This window comes from Baekduia alba, from assembly GCF_028416635.1.
In the GTDB taxonomy this organism is placed as follows: Bacteria; Actinomycetota; Thermoleophilia; order Solirubrobacterales; family Solirubrobacteraceae; genus Baekduia; species Baekduia alba.
On the sequence record NZ_CP114013.1, the window covers coordinates 1,944,860 to 1,961,445 of the forward strand.

Below are 16,586 nucleotides of genomic sequence, written 5' to 3' on the forward strand. Positions count from 1 at the left end.
GCCGCGTCGTCGACCGACGCTCACACCGCGGCCGACCTCCCGGCGGGAACTAGGATGCGAGCCATGCGTCGCTTGACGATCGGTCTGCTCGCCGCCGCGGTCCTGCTGGTCGCGGCTCCCGCGTCGTCGGTCGCCGAGCCGACGCCGTCGCAGACGGTCTTCACGCAGAAGCTGCTCGACGACAGCGCCACGAGCGCCGGCGTCAAGCGGATGCTCACCGACAAGCAGGCGATCGTCGATCCGCGGTCGGGCTTCGTCGACGTCACCGGCGACGGGCGGCAGGATGCGCTGATCCTGGTGTCCACCGGCGGGGCGGCGGGTGCGGTCGCGCTGTACGTCTTCTCGACCCACGGCCAGACGACGACCGGCAACGACGACACGTCGCTGAAGGTCGTCTTCCGCGTGCAGTCGCTCTACGACGCCGCGCTGCGGGTCAACGGCACGACGCTCAGCATCCTCGAGCCGAAGTTCGCCAAGGGCGACGACCTCTGCTGCCCCGCCAAGCTCCGCGAGCGCGACTACGCCTTCGACGCCAAGGCGCTCACGTTCCATCGCACGGCGGACAAGACCACGCCGTTCACGACCGACTGACGGCCGTTGCCGCCACTGCGGCGCCCTAGGGCTGCAGCAGGTCGTTCTGCGACGTCGGGCGTTCCTTGCCGACCAGGATCGTCGCCGGCTTCACGCCGTCGCCCCCGACGCGCAGGGCGTAGGTGCCCTCCACGACCTGGCCCTTGACGGACGCGGTCTCGCGGGGGTTGATCGGGCCCGTCGCGATCGCCTTCTGGCCGGGGCCGGAGTCGCCGGGCTGATCGTCGGTCTCCAGCGTCACCTGCTGGGAGGCCGATGACTGGTTGGAGATGATCAGCGTGATCGGGCCGGCGCCGAACTTCCGCGGCGAGACGATCACGGACTGGTCGTTGATCGCCGCGCTGACGACGATCGGCGTCGGCGGCCGCTCGGCGTTGGCGTACTTGTGATCGCTGTCACCGCAAGAGACCAGCACGAAGGCGGCCGTGGTCGCGCAAGCGGCGACCGCTGCCTTTCGGGGCGTCCTGCGCATAGCTGGCCTCTGGCTCCTCATCCTCGACCCGGATCACCCCAGTACCCAGAGGGCTGCTGGTTGACCCGGCCGGAACCCTAGCCGAGCGGAGCGCTGGACGCCAGGACCACTTCAGGAGCCCTGAGTCAACCGGGGCTGTCTCCACCGGTGTGGGACGCCGCGCGGTCGGCTTCGATCTGGCCGAGAGCATCCTGGAGGAGATCCCACGCCTCGGCCTCGGCGTCGTCGTAGCGGCGCCCGGAGAGGTCGGTCAGGCCGTCGCGGTACGTGCTCCACGCCTGGCGGGTGCGCTCCTCGAGCGCGGGATCGTGCGGGGCGGACGTCGTCATGCACCTGCACGGTACCCCCATCGGCGGTCGAGTCGTGCACGCCGTCCGAAGGCGGGAGTACAAACACACGTTCGCCATGGCAGTTGACGTCGACGTTCCCTCCACGATCCTGGACCACCCGCTCGCCACCGCCGAGTTCCTGGTGGTGGACACCGAGACCAACGGGCTCGGCGGCGAGCAGTGCGAGCTGACCGAGATCGGCGCGGTGCTCGTCGGCGGCGGCGAGCTGCACGAGCGGTGGGAGACGCTGGTCCAGGTCCGCGCGCCGCTCTCGCGCGGGATCCAGCGGTTCACCGGGATCTCGCAGACGATGGTCGACGAGGCACCGCCGGCCGAGGTCTCGCTGCCCGAGCTCGCCGACCAGCTCGACGGGCGGGTGCTCGTCGCCCACAACGCCGCGTTCGACCGGCGCGTGCTGGCGCAGGCGTTCGCGCGCGCGGGCGTCGCGTGGCCGGACCCGCCGGTGCTGTGCACGGTCGCGCTCGCGCGCCAGCTGCATCCGCTGGCGCGCCAGCGCAAGCTCAAGCTGCTGGCCGAGTCGCTGGGGATCGACGTCGAGGTGTCGCACCGCGCGCTGGCCGACGCGGAGACGTGCGCGCGCGTGTTCTGCGCGCTGTTCCCGCGGCTGTGCGCCAACGCCGGGAGCGTGGGGCAGGCGCTGGCGCTGCTGAAGTCGCGCCGGCGGCGAGCCGCGCGCGGCGGCCGGACCGACGGCGGCGGCAGCGGGGCGATGCTCGGCGTCCGCCGCCGCAAGGTCGACTGCTCGGCGCTGCCGGCCGAGCCCGGCGTCTACATCTTCCGCAACCCCGAGGGCCAGCCGCTGTACGTGGGCAAGTCGGTGGACATCCGCGCGCGCGCCAAGGCGCACTTCCGGCCCTCGTCGCCGGACGGCGCGTGGGTCGCCCAGGCGGAGATCGTCGACCACGTCGAGACGCACTCCGAGGTCGGCGCGCTGCTGACCGAGCACCGGCTGATCAAGGCGCTGCGCCCGCCGGGCAACGAGCGGATGAAGCACGACGACCGTTGGGTCTACCTGCGCTGCCGGCTGGACATCGCCTATCCGGTGCTGGAGATCGGCGTGGAGCCGGCGCCGGGGCTGGCGGTCAACGTCGGGCCGCTGCAGGGGCGCTTCGCGGCGGCCGAGCTGGTCGAGCAGCTCACCTCGCTGTTCGCCCTGCGCCACTGCGGCCGGGGGATGAAGCGCCGCGAGTTCCCGTCCGCCTACGGCCAGATGGGGCGCTGCCTGTCGCCGTGCCTGGGCGACCTGGACCCGAACGCGTACCGCCGCCGCCTCGACGAGGCGCTGGCGTTGTTCAGCGGCGAGGGCGACGGCGGCAAGGCGCTGCTGCGCCATCTCGACGACGAGATGCGCCGCGCGGCGGCCGAGGAGCGCTTCGAGCGCGCCGGCTGGCTCCAGCGCCGCCGGGCGCGGCTCGCCGTGCTGCTGGAGCGGCTGGGCGGGACGCCGTCGGCGACCCACACGCGCCCGCGGCTGGTGCTCGCCTCGCATCCGGAGGCCGCGCGCTTCGACGCGCTGTGGCTGGTCGGCGGGCGCATCGCGCACTGGGCGCCGCTGACCGACGACCTGCCCGCGTGGACGGTCACCGAGCCGCTGCTCCCCGCGACCAGGCCGTCGGCCGCGCCGCCGACCGCGACGCCCGACGAGAGCGCGCAGATGCGCATCGCGACGACGTGGCTGGCGTCGCATCCGTCGCTGGAGCTGCGGCTGACGCCGGAGACGACCCGCGCCCGCGTCGAGCGGTTCGTCGGGCGCGCGCTGACCGCCGCGGCCTGAACCTGGGAGATCTGCGAGCGGCGCATGTGCGTCGGGTGGCGCGTTGGCGCTCGTATCGGGCGCCGGGGCCCAGAAGTGGGGCGCAATTCGGCAGATGTACGAGCGCATTAAGCGCCGAACCTCTGCAAGATCTCCACCAGGAAGTTTCCTCGCCGGGTCGGGGAGCCCTCAGGGGGTGACGCGCTCGGCGGTGTGGCACGGATCGCCACGGTTGTATCCGGGGCTTCGGTCGGGCCGCTGCGACGGCTCGACCGGATCCTCGTTGCCGGAGGACGCGCGCCCGACGTCGGCTGAGGGCCGGGCGCGTCGTCCGACGGCGGCACCCCGACCACTGGCGCGAGGGCGGTCGCTCGGACGGACGCGACCGCCTCGCGCCAGCGGCCGGGGTGTGGCCGCGGGCGCTCAGGTGAACGGCGGCGAGACCACTTCGGCGTCGACCGCGCCGATCGCCACGTGGTCGCCCGGGGCGATCTCGCGGCGCAGGATCGCGAGCGCGATCGGGCCGACGCGGGGCGAGGCGACCGCGGAGGTCACGCGGCCGACCTCGCGGTCGCCGGCGAGGATCGGGGTGCCCGGCGCGACCGGCGCGGACAGGCGCAGGCCACGCAGGTGGCGGTTCGGCTTGCCCTTCCAGTGCAGGCGCGCGACGGTCTCCTGGCCGACGTAGCAGCCCTTCTTGAAGCTCACGGCCCGGTCGACGATCCCCGCCTCCTCGGGCATGACGGTCTCGTCGAGGTCGACGCCGTAGCGCGGGCGGCCGGACTCGACCCGGACGATCTCGGCCGCCGCCTCCGAGGCCTCGACCGCGCCCGCGGCGAGCAGCGCCGCGCGCACCGCCGCGACGTCGCCGGCGGGCGCCAGCACGTCGAGCCCGGCGTCGGTCCGCACCACGACGCCGGCGATCGGCGCCGGGTCGGTCGCGCCCAGCGGCGCCAGCGGGGCGGTCGTCGCGACCGCGCCGGTCGCGGGCAGCGCCACGACGTCGTGCTCGTCGGGGCCCGGCACCGGCAGCCCGGCGGCGCGGGCGGTCTCCTCCGCGCGCGGGCCCACGAGCGACAGCAGCCCCAGCTCGAGCGTGCGCTTGTGCAGCGCGGCCTTCCAGCCGATCAGGCCGCGACGGACCTGGTCGAACAGCGCCTGCAGCGCCACGCGCTCGGTCACCAGCAGCAGTGAGCCGTCGTCGTCGACGGCCAGCGCGCGCAGGTCGCCGAGCATCCGGCCCTTGTTGGTCAGCAGCGTCGCGTAGACGCCGGTCCCGGGCGCCAGCGCGACGACCGCGTTGCTCACCTGGCCGTCCAGGAACTCGCGCGCCTGCTCGCCCGTGAGCAGGAGCTTGCCCGCCTCGGAGCGGTCGACCAACCCGGCGCCGTCCCGGCAGGCCTCGTACCCCGTTGCGACAGCATCGACCGTGGCCATGTCTCGAGCATACGAAGCCTGGCTGGACGTATGGTTGAAGAGATTTTCAGTCTCGGCTAAACTTCAATCGCGTGACGCTCCAAGTCTCTTCCGCGGTCCAGGACTACGCCAAGGCCATCTACTCGTTGGAGCGCCGCTGCGACGGCGCGGTCTCCACCAACGCGCTCGCCGAGCGCATGGGCGTGTCGGCCGCGTCGGCCTCGTCGATGGTCAAGAAGCTCGACGGCCTCGGCCTGGTCGAGCACGTGCCCTACCGCGGGGTCGCCCTGACCGAACGCGGGCTGAAGGTCGCGCTCGAGGTCCTGCGCCACCACCGCCTGCTCGAGCGCTTCCTCGCCGAGGAGCTCGGCGTGCCCTGGGATCGCGTGCACGACGAGGCCGAGGTGCTCGAGCACGTGCTCTCCGAGGAGCTCGAGGAGCTCATCGCGGCCAAGCTCGGCCACCCGACGATCGACCCGCACGGGGATCCCATCCCGACCAAGGACCTGAAGATCGTCGAGGCGCGGACCGTGGGCATGGATGAGCTGCAGACCGGAGACACCGGACGGCTGCTCCGCGTCTCCGACTCCGACCCGGAGATGCTGCGCTACCTCGGCGCGCGCGGGATCGCGCCCGGCGACACGTTCACGGTCGTCGACCAGCAGCCCTTCGGCGGCCCGATCTTCGCGCGCTTCGGCGCCTGCCCCGACGTCCATCCGCTCGGCGGCCGGCTGGCCGCGGCGATGCGCGTCGAGGTGACCTCCGCGTGAGCGCGCCGCCGAACGAGCCCGGCGGCGCCGACGCCGCCGTCCTGCCCGCGCCCGTCTCCCTGCGCCGCGCCACGCACCTGCGCGCGCCCGGCGGCCTCAAGGCGCGGCTCGCGCTGCTCGGCCCCGCCTTCGTCGCGTGCATCGCCTACGTCGACCCCGGCAACTTCGCCACCAACATCGCCGGCGGCAGCAAGTACGGGTACATGCTGCTCTGGGTCCTGCTCGCGGCCAACCTGATGGCCATGCTGATCCAGAACCTCTCGGCGAAGATCGGCATCGCGACCGGGCACAACCTTCCGGAGCTGGCCCGCATGCACTTCTCGCGGCCGGTCACCTGGGGCCTGTGGGTGCAGGCGGAGCTGATCGCGATGGCGACCGACCTCGCCGAGTTCGTCGGCGCCGCCATCGCGCTCAACCTGCTGTTCAACATCCCGCTGCTGCCCTCGGGCATCATCACCGCGTTCGTCGCGTTCGCGATCCTCGGGCTGCAGTCCAAGGGCTACCGGCGCTTCGAGCTGGCGATCATCGGGTTCCTCGCGGTCATCCTCCTCGGGTTCTTGTATGACACGCTCAAGATCGGCTTCGACGCCGGCGACGCGGCCAAGGGCTTCGTCCCGCACTTCGACGGCAGCGACTCGATCCTGCTGGCGACCGGCATCCTCGGCGCGACGGTCATGCCGCACGTCATCTACCTGCACTCGGCGCTGACCCAGAACCGCGTCGTGCCGCGCGACGACGACGAGCGTCGCCTGCTGCTGCGGTTCAACCGCGTCGACGTGACGATCGCCATGACGGTCGCCGGCCTGATCAACATGTCCATGTTGATCATCGCCGCGTCGCTGTTCTACACCAGCGGCGGGAGCGACGTCGACACGATCGAGAAGGCGCACGCCGGGTTCAACGAGCTCGTCGGGCCGTCCGCGGGCGTCGCGTTCGCGCTGGCGCTGCTGGCGTCCGGGTTCGCGTCGAGCTCGGTCGGCACCTACGCCGGCCAGGTCGTGATGCAGGGCTTCATCGCCCGCACGGTCCCGATCGCGCTGCGCCGCGCGGTGACGATGGCGCCGGCGCTGATCGTCCTGGCGATCGGCGTCGACCCGACCAAGGCCCTGGTCATCTCGCAGGTCGTGCTGAGCTTCGGCATCCCGTTCGCGCTCGTCCCGCTGGTGCTGCTCACGCGCCGCAAGGACATCATGGGGTCGTTGGTCAACCGGCAGCTGACGACGGTCGTCGCGGCGCTCGTCGCGGTGGTCATCTCCGCGCTGAACATCTTCCTGCTCGTCGACACCTTCGGCCTGGTCAAGGTCTAACGCCCTGAGTCACGAGCGCGGCGGCCGCAGGCCATCGCACAGCACCTGCGCGGCGAGGGCGGGGGCGACGGCGGCGTGGCCGCTGCCCGACGCGGTGTGGATCGCGCCGGAGAGCAACCCCATCAGGTCGCTCAGGGCGACGTCGTCGCGCACGCCGCCGGCGTCGCGGGCCTGCGCGAGCAGCGCCCCGAGCGCCTCACGCAGCTCCTCGCCCGCCGCCAGCAGCGCCGGCCCGAGATCGACGCCGGCGCCGTGCAGCGCGTCGACGAGGTCGCGCTTGGCGGCCGAGTCGACGACCAGGTGCCCGATCGTCGCGAACAGCGCGTCGGTGGGATCGCGCTCGGCGCTGGCCTGATCGCGCGCGAAGCCGACGAGCGCGGTGAAGCGTGCGAGGACGACGGCCTCGAACAGCGCCTCCTTGGTGGGGAAGTGCCGGTAGACCGTGCCCGCGCCGACGCCGGCGCGGCGCGCGATGTCGTCCAGCGGGACGGTCGCGCCGTCGGTGGCGAACGCGACGGTCGCCGCGGCGAGCACCTTGTCGCGGTTGCGCCGGGCGTCGGCGCGCAGCGGACGCTCGCCGGTCACCGCGCGCGCCCCGCGTTGACAACCGGGGCGCACGCCCCGTATCGTGGAAGCGGGGCCACCGTTCCGATTCTACGGCCTCACCTTTCCCCGGATCCCTCTCCCCAGGAGCACGCCGCCATGCCCGCAGCCGCGACCACGCCCACCGCCGTCGCCGAGAGCTTCCTCGAGGCCATCGTCTCCGGCGATCCCGACCGCGTCGCCGCGCACTACGCGGCCTCGGTCGAGGTCGAGCTGCCGTTCGGCCCGCCGCTGCTCGCGGGGCGCACCGCGAGCGGCCGCGACCCGGTGCGCGCGCAGCTCGAGGCCTCGCGGGACGTGCGGCGCTACCTGCGCGTCGAGGACGCCGCGATCCACGCGGGCGCCGACGGCGAGACGGTCCTGGTCGAGTACACGCTGCACGGCGAGCACCTGCCCGGCGGCGCGCCGTTCGCGCTGCGCTTCGCGATGGTCATGACCGTGCGCGACGGCGTGATCGTGCACTCGCGCGACTACACCGACCCGGTCGCGGCCGCGCTGCTGATGGGCCGCGGGGAGGAGCTCGCGGCCCACCTGGCCGGCGCGTAGGCCTACACCTTGGGATTGCCGCCCTTGCGCTTGGCCGCGCACGTGCGGTACTTGCGCTCGCCCTTGACCGTGCGGCCGTCCTTCAGCTTCAGCGCGATCGCGACGGTGAAGCGCCCCTTGGGCAGCTTGCGCAAGGTCGACGGTCGAGCGCAGCCGTGTGCCCTTGCGCACCGCGACGGTCTTGCCGTCGACCTTGACGGTGGCCGAGACGACGTCCGAGCCCTTCGGGACGCGCAGGCGGATCCCGAAGCTGCGGCGGCTGGCGCACGTCCTGGTCGGCGGGAACGCGACCGACTGGGCGAGGACCGTCGGCGGCCGACAGTCGTGCGACCGGCTTGGGCTTGGTCGGCACGGGCGGGGCGCCCGCGGTGCCGACGGGCGCGGACGGCGGCGTGCCGCCGCCGCTGGGTGCGGCCGGCAGGGCCGGCGCGGCCGGCGGGTCGGTCACCGTTGCGCAGTTCCAGCGCGCGACGAAGACCTCGTTGTTGGTGCCAAGATTGGAGAACTGGTAGGCGGAGGCGTCGCCGATCGGGTCGGCGACCTTGGTGAGGGTGGCCGCGGCGGAGGCGGGGTCGGCCGATACGATTGGGCGCGATGGCCCTCGCCGACACCTTCAACGAGATCGTCGCCTCGCTGCCCGACGACTGGACCGATCTGGAGATCGACGTCCGGATCCACGACGAGTCGCGCTACGTCAACGCGGCGGTCTACCTCAGCACCGTCAACGCGCAGCCGTACTCGAAGAACGACTGGCACTGGCGCATCCTCGTGGCGCATCGCTTCGGCCACGCGTCGGCCGCGCCCGCGGTCCACGGCGCGCTCGCGCTGCTCGACAAGGCGGGGCTGGACGGCGAGATCGCGGTGCGCGAGGCGCGCTCCGGCCGCGTCGAGGTCGTCCAGATGTGGGGCCGGCCCGAGTCGGTGCGCCAGGAGTTCCAGCGGATCCGCGCCCAGTAGGGGCGCGCCGCGCTCGCGGCTACGCGTCCGGGTCCGACTTCAGGCCCGAGCGCGCGACCTGGGTGTCGAACATCGCGGCGACATCGGGCTTCTTCTTCACGATCCCGAACCGCTGCTCCCACGTCGCCCACTTGGCCAGCACGGCGGGCTGGAGCTGGCCGAAGAAGTCGGCGCCGGCCATGAAGGACGGGCTGACGGCGTCGAGCTGCTCGGACGTCAGCGTCCGGTTGAGCGTCGGCTCCTCGTCGGTCAGCGCCGAGACGGCCGAGTCCGGGTCGTTGATCGCGCTCTCGTAGCCGCGGCGCAGCGCGCGGATCGTCGCCCGGACGACGGGCGCGTCGGTCTCCAGCGTCTCGCGCGTCGTGGCGAGGACCAGCTCGGGATAGGACGGCGCGCCGTAGTCGTCGACCTTGAACTCGCGCGCCGCGGGCCGCTGGTGCTTCAGCGCGACGCCCTCGGCATTCCAGAACGCGGTCGCGCCCGCGACCTTGCCCGACAGCAGCGCCTGCACGGCGTTGAAGCCGATCGTGACCTTGCGGACCTTGCCCGGGTCGCCGCCGTCGCCCTTGACGATCGAGTCCAGGACGGCGTCGTCGGAGGGCAGGCCGGTGACGCCGACCTTGCGGCCCTCGAGGTCGCTGGGTCGCTTGACGCTCGCGCCGTCGGCCGCGAGCACCGCCGCGAGCGGCGTCTGGACGAGCGCCATCACGCCGACGATGTCCTTGCCCTTGGCGTCGGCGAGCGCGAGGTCGTGGATGTCGACCAGCGCGAAGTCCTCCTGGCCGGAGAGCAGCGCCTTGATGCCGTCGGTCGACTCGCCGGGCGGGTGGACGTCGAGGTGGACGCCCTCGGCGTCGTCGTAGCCGCGCTGGAGCGCCAGGTAGATGCCGGCGTGCACCGCGTTGGGCGTGAAGTCGAGCATCAGGTCGGCGTCCGCGTCGGGCCGGCTGTCGCTGCTGTCTGTGCCCGCGCAGCCGGCGGCGGAGACGGTCGCGGCAGCGACGAGGAGGGCGGCGAGGGCGCGTCGGAACATCGGCGGCGCAGGGTACTCGCGACAGCGTCGTAGGATCAGGCAGGTGCGCCGTCGTGTGACCTTCTCGCGGAACGTGACGCTTTCGTTGTCGCGGACCTGCGTCTCCCACTGCAAGTACTGCGCCTTCCAGACGCACCAGACCCATCTGCACACGCCGGATGAGGTGCTGGCGCTGCTCGACGGGGCGGCGAAGCGGTCCGTGAAGGAGCTGCTGGTCCTGACCGGGGACGACCCGGCTCATCACCCGGGCGTTCGGGCCCGGCTTCAGGAGCTCGGCTTCCCGGACTTCGTCGCCTACGTCGTGTGGTGCTGCGAGCAGGCGCTCGAGCGCGGCCTGCTGCCGCACACCAACCTCGGCGCGGTGTCGCGCGAGGAGCTGGCGCGGCTGCGCGAGGTGACGGCGTCGCAGGGCTTGATGCTGGAGTCGACGCGCGCCGACCTCGTCGCCCATCAGGGGTCGCCGACCAAGGACCCGGAGCTGCGGCTGCAGACCATCCGGATGGCCGGCGAGCTGAAGATCCCGTTCACGTCGGGGATCCTGATGGGGATCGGGGAGACGCGCGAGGATCGGGTCGACGCCCTGCGGGCGCTGGCCGCGGTCCACGAGGAGCATGGCCACCTGCAGGAGGTCATCCTCCAGAACTTCGTCCCGCACCGGAAGTACTACGGCGAGGAGCCGGCCGACATCGCGACCGAGGCGGCCGAGCGGTTCTGGCGCACGGGGCTGCGCGACGTGGGCGGGCGGGCCGTGGTCGGCGTGCCGGAGTGGGCTTCGGCGATCTCGCTGGAGGACCTGGTCGACGTGATCGCGGTCGCGCGCGAGCTGATGCCCGGCGTCGGGATCCAGGTGCCGCCGAACCTGAGCGAGCACTGGCCCGAGCTGGTCGCGGCGGGCGCGACGGACCTCGGTGGGCTGAGCGCCAACGGCGACCACATCTCGCCCGAGCACCCGTTCCCGTCGCCGCACCAGGTGCGCAAGCGCCTGGCGCAGGACGGCGTGGCCCTGACCGAGCGGCTGTGCGTGTACGGCAAGTACCTGGACCCGGAGTGGGTCGAGCAGCATGTGCTGGATGTCGTGAAGGTCAAGTACTGGTCCTTCATCCCGCGCCGCGGCTCGGGGCGGACGGAGGCGCCGTTCGCGATCCAGTCAGACCTCGTCGGGCCCGCGGTGGCGCGGGGGCGCGCCGGCGAGCCGCTGTCCATCGAGGAGCTCACCGCGATGTTCGCGTCGACCGACGCGAGCGCGATCGAGGAGATGCGCGCCGGCGCCGACGCGCTGCGCGCCGAGCTGGCGGGCGACACCGTGACGTTCGTCGTGAACCGCAACATCAACGTGTCCAACGTCTGTGTCGTCGGCTGCGCGTTCTGCGGGTTCGGGCAGGGCAAGCGCTCGCCCGACGCCTACCAGCACGACGAGGAGGAGTTCCGGGGGCGCGTGCGCGAGGCGGTGGACTACGGCGCGACCGAGTTGTGCATGCAGTCGGGCATCCATCCCGATTGGAAGTTGGACGACTACCTGCACTGGCTGCGGGTCGCGAAGGACGAGGCGTCGCAGCTGCATCTGCACGCCTACTCGCCGATGGAGATCGCGCACATGTGCGACATCAGCGGGCTGCCGCCGGCCGCGGTCTTCGCGCAGCTGCGCGACGCCGGGCTGGGGTCGACGCCGGGGACCGCCGCGGAGGTGCTGCATGACGGCGTCCGCGAGCGCATCAGCCCCAACAAGCTGCCGGTCGCGCGGTGGGTCGAGATCATCGAGGCCTCGCATCGCGCCGGGCTGCGGTCGACGTCGACGGTGATGTTCGGCCACATCGAGGAGCCGTGGGAGCTGGCGACGCACATGCACGTCGTCCGCGAGCTGCAGGAGCGCACGGGCGGGATCACGGAGTTCGTGCCGCTGTCGTTCATCCCGTTCATGACGCTGCTGGGGCGCACGCACGGGGTCGAGGAGATCTCGCGCGAGGAGAACCTCAAGCACACCGCGGTGTTCCGGCTGGCGCTGGGCAAGTCCATCCGCAACGTGCAGGCGTCGTGGGTGAAGATGGGCCTGGACGCGGCGACCGAGGCGCTGCGCTGGGGCGTCAACGACCTCGGCGGAACGTTGATGGAGGAGTCGATCTCCCGCCTGGCCGGGTCGTACCACGGCGTCAAGCTGGATCCGCCGGAGCTGGTCGCGGCCGCGCACGCGGCCGGGCGGCCGGCGGCCGAGCGGTCCACGTTGTACGACATCCTGCGCGAGCACCCGCTGGGCGCGCCGCGCGAGGCGGCGGCGTAGACCTATGGGTCGGTCCCGCCGCCGGGCGGCGCGGGCGGGCGACGTGGCGGCGCCGGCACCGCCACGGGCGACGCCGCGGGCCCGTCCTGCCGCGGAGGTCGCGCCGCAGGTGCTGCGCCGGTCGCTCGGCGCGTACCTGGCGGGCGCGATCGTCATCGCCATCGTGGTGTTGGTCGGGACGGTCGCGCTTGCGCCGTCGTGGGCGCCGTGGGCGGTGCTGGCCGCCGACGCGGTCGCGTCGCTCGCGCTGTTCAAGTGGTCGGAGTCCCGGCTCGCGGGCCTGGCGCTCAGCGACGAGGACCGGATGCTCCAGACGCTGGCGGGCGGGCTGCTGGCCATCGTCCTGCTGTTCGCCGCGGTGGCCGCCGTGGTCTTGACCGTCGCCTAGCCGGTCGGCCGGCGCTCGTCCTCGCTAGGTTCTCCGGATGGCCGAAGCGATCACCCGCGAAGGATTGGCACAGCTCAAGAGCGAGCTCGAGGAGCTCGAGGGGGAGGGCCGGCGCACGATCGCGCAGCGGATCCTCGTCGCTCGCGAGCTCGGCGACCTGTCCGAGAACGCGGAGTACCACGCCGCCAAGGAGGACCAGGCGCACCTCGAGACGAAGATCGCCCGCCTGACCGAGCGCCTGCGCAACGCGACCGTCGTCGAGTCCGACGCGGACGCGACGGTCGTCACCTTCGGCGCCACCGTCAACGTGACCGAAGTGTCCTCCGGCCGCTCATCGTCCTACACGATCGTCGGCGCGACCGAGGCCGACCTGAAGACCGGACGCCTGTCGGCCGAGTCACCGGTGGCCAAGGCCCTCATCGGGGCGGCGCCGGGCGACACCGTCGCGGTCTCGACCCCGTCCGGCACCCGCCAGTTCAAGGTCGATTCGCTGGGCTGAGCGAGCCCGCGTCGCCCTCGGTTGACGGGGGTGGCCGGGGCGGGAGCGTTCGAGGGCGAAGAGGCGGCGCCGGCGCATCAAGCGCCGCCTCCGGCCAGCAGCGCTGCGACGTCGACGTCGCCGGCGCGGAGGTCCACGTCGTCGGTCACGTGGCCGTCCTGGAGGCGCACGAGGCGATCGCAGCGGGATGCGACCACGGGATCGTGCGTCGCCAGCAGGATCGTCGTCCCGCGTTCGGCCCGCAGGGACAGCAGCAGGTCGAGGATCGCCGCGCCGGTGCGCGAGTCCAGGTTGCCCGTCGGCTCGTCGGCGAGCAGCAGGCCCGGGCTCCAGACCAGCGCCCGGGCGATCGCCACGCGCTGCTGCTGGCCGCCGGACATCCGCGACGGCAGCGAGCGCTCGCGGCCCGCCAACCCGACCGCGGCGAGCAGCTCGGCCGCCCGCGCGGCCTTGTCGAAGCCGACCTTGAACGGGACGACCGGCGCGAGCACGTTGTCGCGCGCGGTCAGCGCGCCGAGCAGGTTGAACCGCTGGAAGACGAAGCCGACGTGGCGGCGATGGGCGGCCAGCGCGTCGCCGTCCAGCGCCGTGACCTCGCGGTCGTCGACGAAGATCGCGCCCGCGTCGGCGCGGTCGACCCCGCCGACGAGGTGCAGCAGCGTGGACTTGCCCGACCCCGACGGGCCGGTCAGCGCGACCGCCGCGCCCGGCTCGACGGTCAGCGACACCCGATCGGCCGCGACGAGCTCGACGCCCTCGTCCAAGGTGTAGCGCTTGACGACGTCCTCGACGCGGACGGTCGATCCCACCGTTGTCGTTGTGCTCGTCATTCCTCGGCCAGCAGGGTCGCGGTGGGCAGTCTTCGCAGGGCGGCGGCCGGTGGGAGCGACGCGCCGACCGCGATCAGGATGCCAAGCAGCGCGGCGCCACCGGCCACCAGCGGCATCGCGGTGGTCAGCTCGCCGGTGAACGCGACCGCCGCGGCCAGGCCGATCCCGGCGCCGAGGACGCCGCCCACGACGCCCAGGCCCAGTCCCTCCAACGCCACCAGCCGCGTGAGCTGGCCCTCGCGCCAGCCGGTCGCGCGCAGCGTCGCGATCTCCGCCGAGCGGTCGCGCAGGTTCAAGTACAGGACGTCGGCGACGGCCAGGCCGCCGAGCACGAGCGTCGCGCCGACCGCCAGGTAGTCGGCCGTCCGGACCTGCACCGCGATCGCATCGCCGAGCACCGTCCCGACCACCGCGCCGCGGAACGCCGCCGTCACGGCCAGCAGCGCGGTCAGCGCGAAGACGCCGACGCCGAGCGACACGACGCCGAGCGCCGTCCGGCCCGGCACGCGCAGCAGGTTGCGGATCGCGAGGCCGCGGACCGACCGGATCGGCCGCGCCGAGCCCGTCGGGCGCACCGCGGGGCGCACGGCCTCCAGCGGATCGCTGCGCGCCGCGCGCGCCGCCGGCACCGCGCCCGCGGCCAGCGCCAGCACCGTCGCCGCCGGCACGGCGACGAACGCCCGCAGGCCGCCCACCGGCAGCCCCAGCGCCGCGCCGGCCGGCAAGGCCACCAGCAACCCGACCAGCCCCGCGGCCAGGCCGACGACGCCCACTTCGATCAAGAGGTACGAGAACAGCTGTCGCCGCGGCCAGCCCACGCACGCCAAGACCCCCAACTCGACCGAACGTGACCGCACGGCGGCGCTCGTCGCGTTCACGCAGAACAGCGCGCACACGAGCAACACCAGGAAGAACAGCACCAAGGACTTGCGGTCGACCGCGCTGAGGATCGCCGTCGCCACGCCCTTCTTGACCCAGCCCTCGCGCAGCGCCACGGCCGGCCGGCCGAAGCCGGAGGCCGGGACGTCGACCCGCACCGGCGTCTCCGAGGCGCCCGCCGTCACGTCGACCTGCAGCCCGGTGTGCGCCGCGATGCGCTCGGCCACCAGCCGGATCCGCTCCCGCGAGGCCTTGTCCGGGCCGTGCACACCGCGGACCCGCACGCGCACGACGCTGATCGGCTGTGCCTGCTGGCGCTCGACGCTCCGCCCGAACACGCGAGGTTGCAGGAACATCGAGCGCGCGGCGAGCGTCGTCAGCACCGTCGGCGCCTGCGTCAGGTAGCCGGCCATGTTCCCGTCCGGCTGCAGGGTCCCGGACCCCAGCGCGCGGCGGCTCGCGGCGTCCGCGACGGTCGCCACCGAGCGCTGCAGGGGATCGAGCGGCATGACGTCCGGGTCGCCGAAGCCGGTGAGCCGGCGCGGGTCGAATGTGCCGACCGCCTGGATCTCCGGCAGCGGGTAGTTGTAGGCGAACGTGCCGGTGTTCTCGTCCAGCCGCCGGAAGCCGGTGCCGTGCGCGGTGGCCGGGACGGTGACGAACCCCGCCGTGTTGCCCGTGACCTCGAGGGCCGAGCCCCAGATGTAGGGGTCGCTGCGGATCGGCTGCGCGACGAGGTGGCGCGGGCCGAGCTGCGTGTAGCGCGGCTGGCCGCTCGTCCACGTCGCGTCCAGGCCCATCGGCTGGCGGAGCTGGGCGATCAGCGTGGCGTAGGCGTCGCGCGCGCCGACCGTTTCGCGGGCGAGCACCGGCCCCGGCCGCGCGCCGGCGAGCGTGCGCTTGACCGCGCCGCGGTCGTCGCGCGCGGCGAACACCGCGTCGGCCGCGCTGGTGGGCAGGCGCCGGGCGTCGGCCCGGGCCGACAGGTCGAGGTTCGTCGCGGTGGCCATCAACATCGGCACGACCTGGCGGTGCTCGCCGACGCGCGCCGTGTCGCCATCGCGCAGGTAGCGGCCCGTCACGACGGTGTGGTCCAGGCCAGACAGCTTGGCCTCGGCCGCGGGGTCGATGCCGGCGACCAGCAGCGGGAACGGGTACTGCACGGCGGCGCCGAGGTCCTCGGGAGCGGTCCCCGCCAGGCCGTACGGCGCGAGCCCGTTGCGGCCGCTGCGCGTCGACCAGCAGTGCAGATAGGACCGCGCGGCGCGCGAGAACGGCGAGGCCGGGGCGCTGGCGATCGGGCAGATCGGGACGTAGCCGCGGGCGCCGAGGTCCTCGTCGGCCTGCACGATCGTCGGCGACCCGATGATGTGGCCCGTGTCGGGGCGGGTCGGCCGGCGCGTGACGTACACGTAGGAGTCGGGCTCCCGGACGGTCACGCGGCCGCGGTCGGCGCGCCACGTCGTGCGCACCCGGAACGCGCTGCGGGGGCCCGGCGACAGCTGGTCGCCCAGCCGGACCGGGATCGTCGCCGTCGGCAGCACGTACCCGAACACCGCCAGCGGCGCCGCCACGTCCACGCCCGGCGTGCGCCGGATCTCGTGGTACTGGTCCATCGTGATCCCGCCGAAGGTGCCGGACGCGAACGCCTGCTGGACGAGGCCCTCGTCGCGCTCCAGCGGCTGGACCGCGCCGCGCGGCCGGACGAGCACGTCGTAGGCGGTCCGGAAGTGCTGGGCGACGTCGCCGCGGACCTCGAGCCGCGAGGACTCCGACGCGCCCGTCAGGACCGTGAACGACGCGGTCGCCACCGCGATCCCCGCCAGCAGCGCCAGGGCGCGGCCGCGGCGGTGACGCAGCTCGGCGGCGATGAGGCGCAGCACCCGACCACCTTGTCACGGCGCCCCGACGCAACGC

General features: G+C 73.4%; 18 protein-coding genes. 10 read left to right on the plus strand and 8 right to left on the minus strand.

The genetic code is table 11. The features are described 5' to 3' along the window. The first annotated feature begins 63 nt into the window (after window positions 1–63). Window positions 64–591 (plus strand): hypothetical protein, encoded by a 528-nt coding sequence (locus DSM104299_RS09620; protein WP_272477082.1) that lies wholly within the window; start codon window positions 64–66, stop codon window positions 589–591. Between the two features lie 25 nt (window positions 592–616). Here DSM104299_RS09620 and DSM104299_RS09625 read toward each other — a convergent pair whose 3' ends face one another. After that, entirely contained in the window at window positions 617–1,006 is a 390-nt protein-coding gene (locus DSM104299_RS09625) for a hypothetical protein (protein WP_272477083.1), read from the minus strand. A 182-nt stretch (window positions 1,007–1,188) separates the two neighbouring features. Then, complete coding sequence (locus DSM104299_RS09630) at window positions 1,189–1,392, minus strand: hypothetical protein (RefSeq protein ID WP_272477084.1); 204 nt, start codon at window positions 1,390–1,392, stop codon at window positions 1,189–1,191. A gap of 76 nt (window positions 1,393–1,468) precedes the next feature. Between DSM104299_RS09630 and DSM104299_RS09635 the strand changes: the two genes are divergently transcribed. Beyond that, window positions 1,469–3,187: an exonuclease domain-containing protein gene (locus DSM104299_RS09635; protein ID WP_272477085.1), complete on the plus strand. Its 1,719-nt coding sequence runs from the start codon at window positions 1,469–1,471 to the stop codon at window positions 3,185–3,187. Between the two features lie 402 nt (window positions 3,188–3,589). Here the strand turns inward: DSM104299_RS09635 and ygfZ are convergent, their stop codons facing one another. After that, window positions 3,590–4,603 (minus strand): CAF17-like 4Fe-4S cluster assembly/insertion protein YgfZ, encoded by a 1,014-nt coding sequence (gene ygfZ / locus DSM104299_RS09640; RefSeq protein ID WP_272477086.1) that lies wholly within the window; start codon window positions 4,601–4,603, stop codon window positions 3,590–3,592. A 71-nt stretch (window positions 4,604–4,674) separates the two neighbouring features. Between ygfZ and DSM104299_RS09645 the strand changes: the two genes are divergently transcribed. Next, window positions 4,675–5,352: a metal-dependent transcriptional regulator gene (locus tag DSM104299_RS09645; RefSeq protein WP_272477087.1), complete on the plus strand. Its 678-nt coding sequence runs from the start codon at window positions 4,675–4,677 to the stop codon at window positions 5,350–5,352. Then, entirely contained in the window at window positions 5,349–6,659 is a 1,311-nt protein-coding gene (locus tag DSM104299_RS09650) for an Nramp family divalent metal transporter (protein ID WP_272477088.1), read from the plus strand. The genes DSM104299_RS09645 and DSM104299_RS09650 overlap by 4 nt, the downstream gene beginning before the upstream one ends. A gap of 9 nt (window positions 6,660–6,668) precedes the next feature. Here the strand turns inward: DSM104299_RS09650 and DSM104299_RS09655 are convergent, their stop codons facing one another. Then, on the minus strand, window positions 6,669–7,244 hold the full coding sequence (locus DSM104299_RS09655; RefSeq protein ID WP_272477089.1) for a TetR/AcrR family transcriptional regulator: 576 nt from the start codon (window positions 7,242–7,244) through the stop codon (window positions 6,669–6,671). A 117-nt stretch (window positions 7,245–7,361) separates the two neighbouring features. On the opposite strand from DSM104299_RS09655, the gene DSM104299_RS09660 reads away from it, so the two are divergent. After that, window positions 7,362–7,808, plus strand: a complete 447-nt coding sequence (locus DSM104299_RS09660; RefSeq protein WP_272477090.1) for a nuclear transport factor 2 family protein — start codon at window positions 7,362–7,364, stop codon at window positions 7,806–7,808. Window positions 7,809–7,810: 2 nt separating this feature from the next. On the opposite strand, the gene DSM104299_RS09665 is transcribed toward DSM104299_RS09660, so the two are convergent. Continuing rightward, window positions 7,811–7,942 carry a hypothetical protein gene (locus tag DSM104299_RS09665; protein ID WP_272477091.1) on the minus strand — a complete coding sequence of 44 codons (132 nt, stop codon included), beginning with the start codon at window positions 7,940–7,942 and terminating at the stop codon, window positions 7,811–7,813. A gap of 201 nt (window positions 7,943–8,143) precedes the next feature. On the opposite strand from DSM104299_RS09665, the gene DSM104299_RS09670 reads away from it, so the two are divergent. Together DSM104299_RS09670 and DSM104299_RS09675 are read left to right on the plus strand one after the other, a co-directional pair. Beyond that, a complete protein-coding gene (locus DSM104299_RS09670) occupies window positions 8,144–8,320 on the plus strand; it encodes a hypothetical protein (protein ID WP_272477092.1) in 177 nt (58 codons plus the stop codon). 82 nt (window positions 8,321–8,402) lie between these two features. Continuing rightward, window positions 8,403–8,765, plus strand: a complete 363-nt coding sequence (locus DSM104299_RS09675) for a hypothetical protein (protein WP_272477093.1) — start codon at window positions 8,403–8,405, stop codon at window positions 8,763–8,765. A gap of 19 nt (window positions 8,766–8,784) precedes the next feature. On the opposite strand, the gene DSM104299_RS09680 is transcribed toward DSM104299_RS09675, so the two are convergent. Further along, window positions 8,785–9,798 (minus strand): ABC transporter substrate-binding protein, encoded by a 1,014-nt coding sequence (locus DSM104299_RS09680; protein ID WP_272477094.1) that lies wholly within the window; start codon window positions 9,796–9,798, stop codon window positions 8,785–8,787. Window positions 9,799–9,841: 43 nt separating this feature from the next. On the opposite strand from DSM104299_RS09680, the gene cofH reads away from it, so the two are divergent. From cofH to greA, 3 genes are read left to right on the plus strand one after another with little or no spacing between them, the layout of a single operon-like run. Next, a complete protein-coding gene (gene cofH, locus DSM104299_RS09685) occupies window positions 9,842–12,073 on the plus strand; it encodes a 5-amino-6-(D-ribitylamino)uracil--L-tyrosine 4-hydroxyphenyl transferase CofH (protein ID WP_272477095.1) in 2,232 nt (743 codons plus the stop codon). 4 nt (window positions 12,074–12,077) lie between these two features. Next, window positions 12,078–12,461 (plus strand): hypothetical protein, encoded by a 384-nt coding sequence (locus DSM104299_RS09690; protein ID WP_272477096.1) that lies wholly within the window; start codon window positions 12,078–12,080, stop codon window positions 12,459–12,461. 37 nt (window positions 12,462–12,498) lie between these two features. Next, a complete protein-coding gene (greA, locus tag DSM104299_RS09695; RefSeq protein WP_272477097.1) occupies window positions 12,499–12,960 on the plus strand; it encodes a transcription elongation factor GreA in 462 nt (153 codons plus the stop codon). Window positions 12,961–13,037: 77 nt separating this feature from the next. Here the strand turns inward: greA and DSM104299_RS09700 are convergent, their stop codons facing one another. Together DSM104299_RS09700 and DSM104299_RS09705 are read right to left on the minus strand one after the other, a co-directional pair. Beyond that, window positions 13,038–13,790 carry an ABC transporter ATP-binding protein gene (locus tag DSM104299_RS09700; RefSeq protein ID WP_432419765.1) on the minus strand — a complete coding sequence of 251 codons (753 nt, stop codon included), beginning with the start codon at window positions 13,788–13,790 and terminating at the stop codon, window positions 13,038–13,040. Further along, entirely contained in the window at window positions 13,787–16,552 is a 2,766-nt protein-coding gene (locus tag DSM104299_RS09705; protein ID WP_272477099.1) for an ABC transporter permease, read from the minus strand. Before DSM104299_RS09705 ends, DSM104299_RS09700 begins: the two co-directional genes overlap by 4 nt. Between the last annotated feature and the right edge of the window lie 34 nt (window positions 16,553–16,586).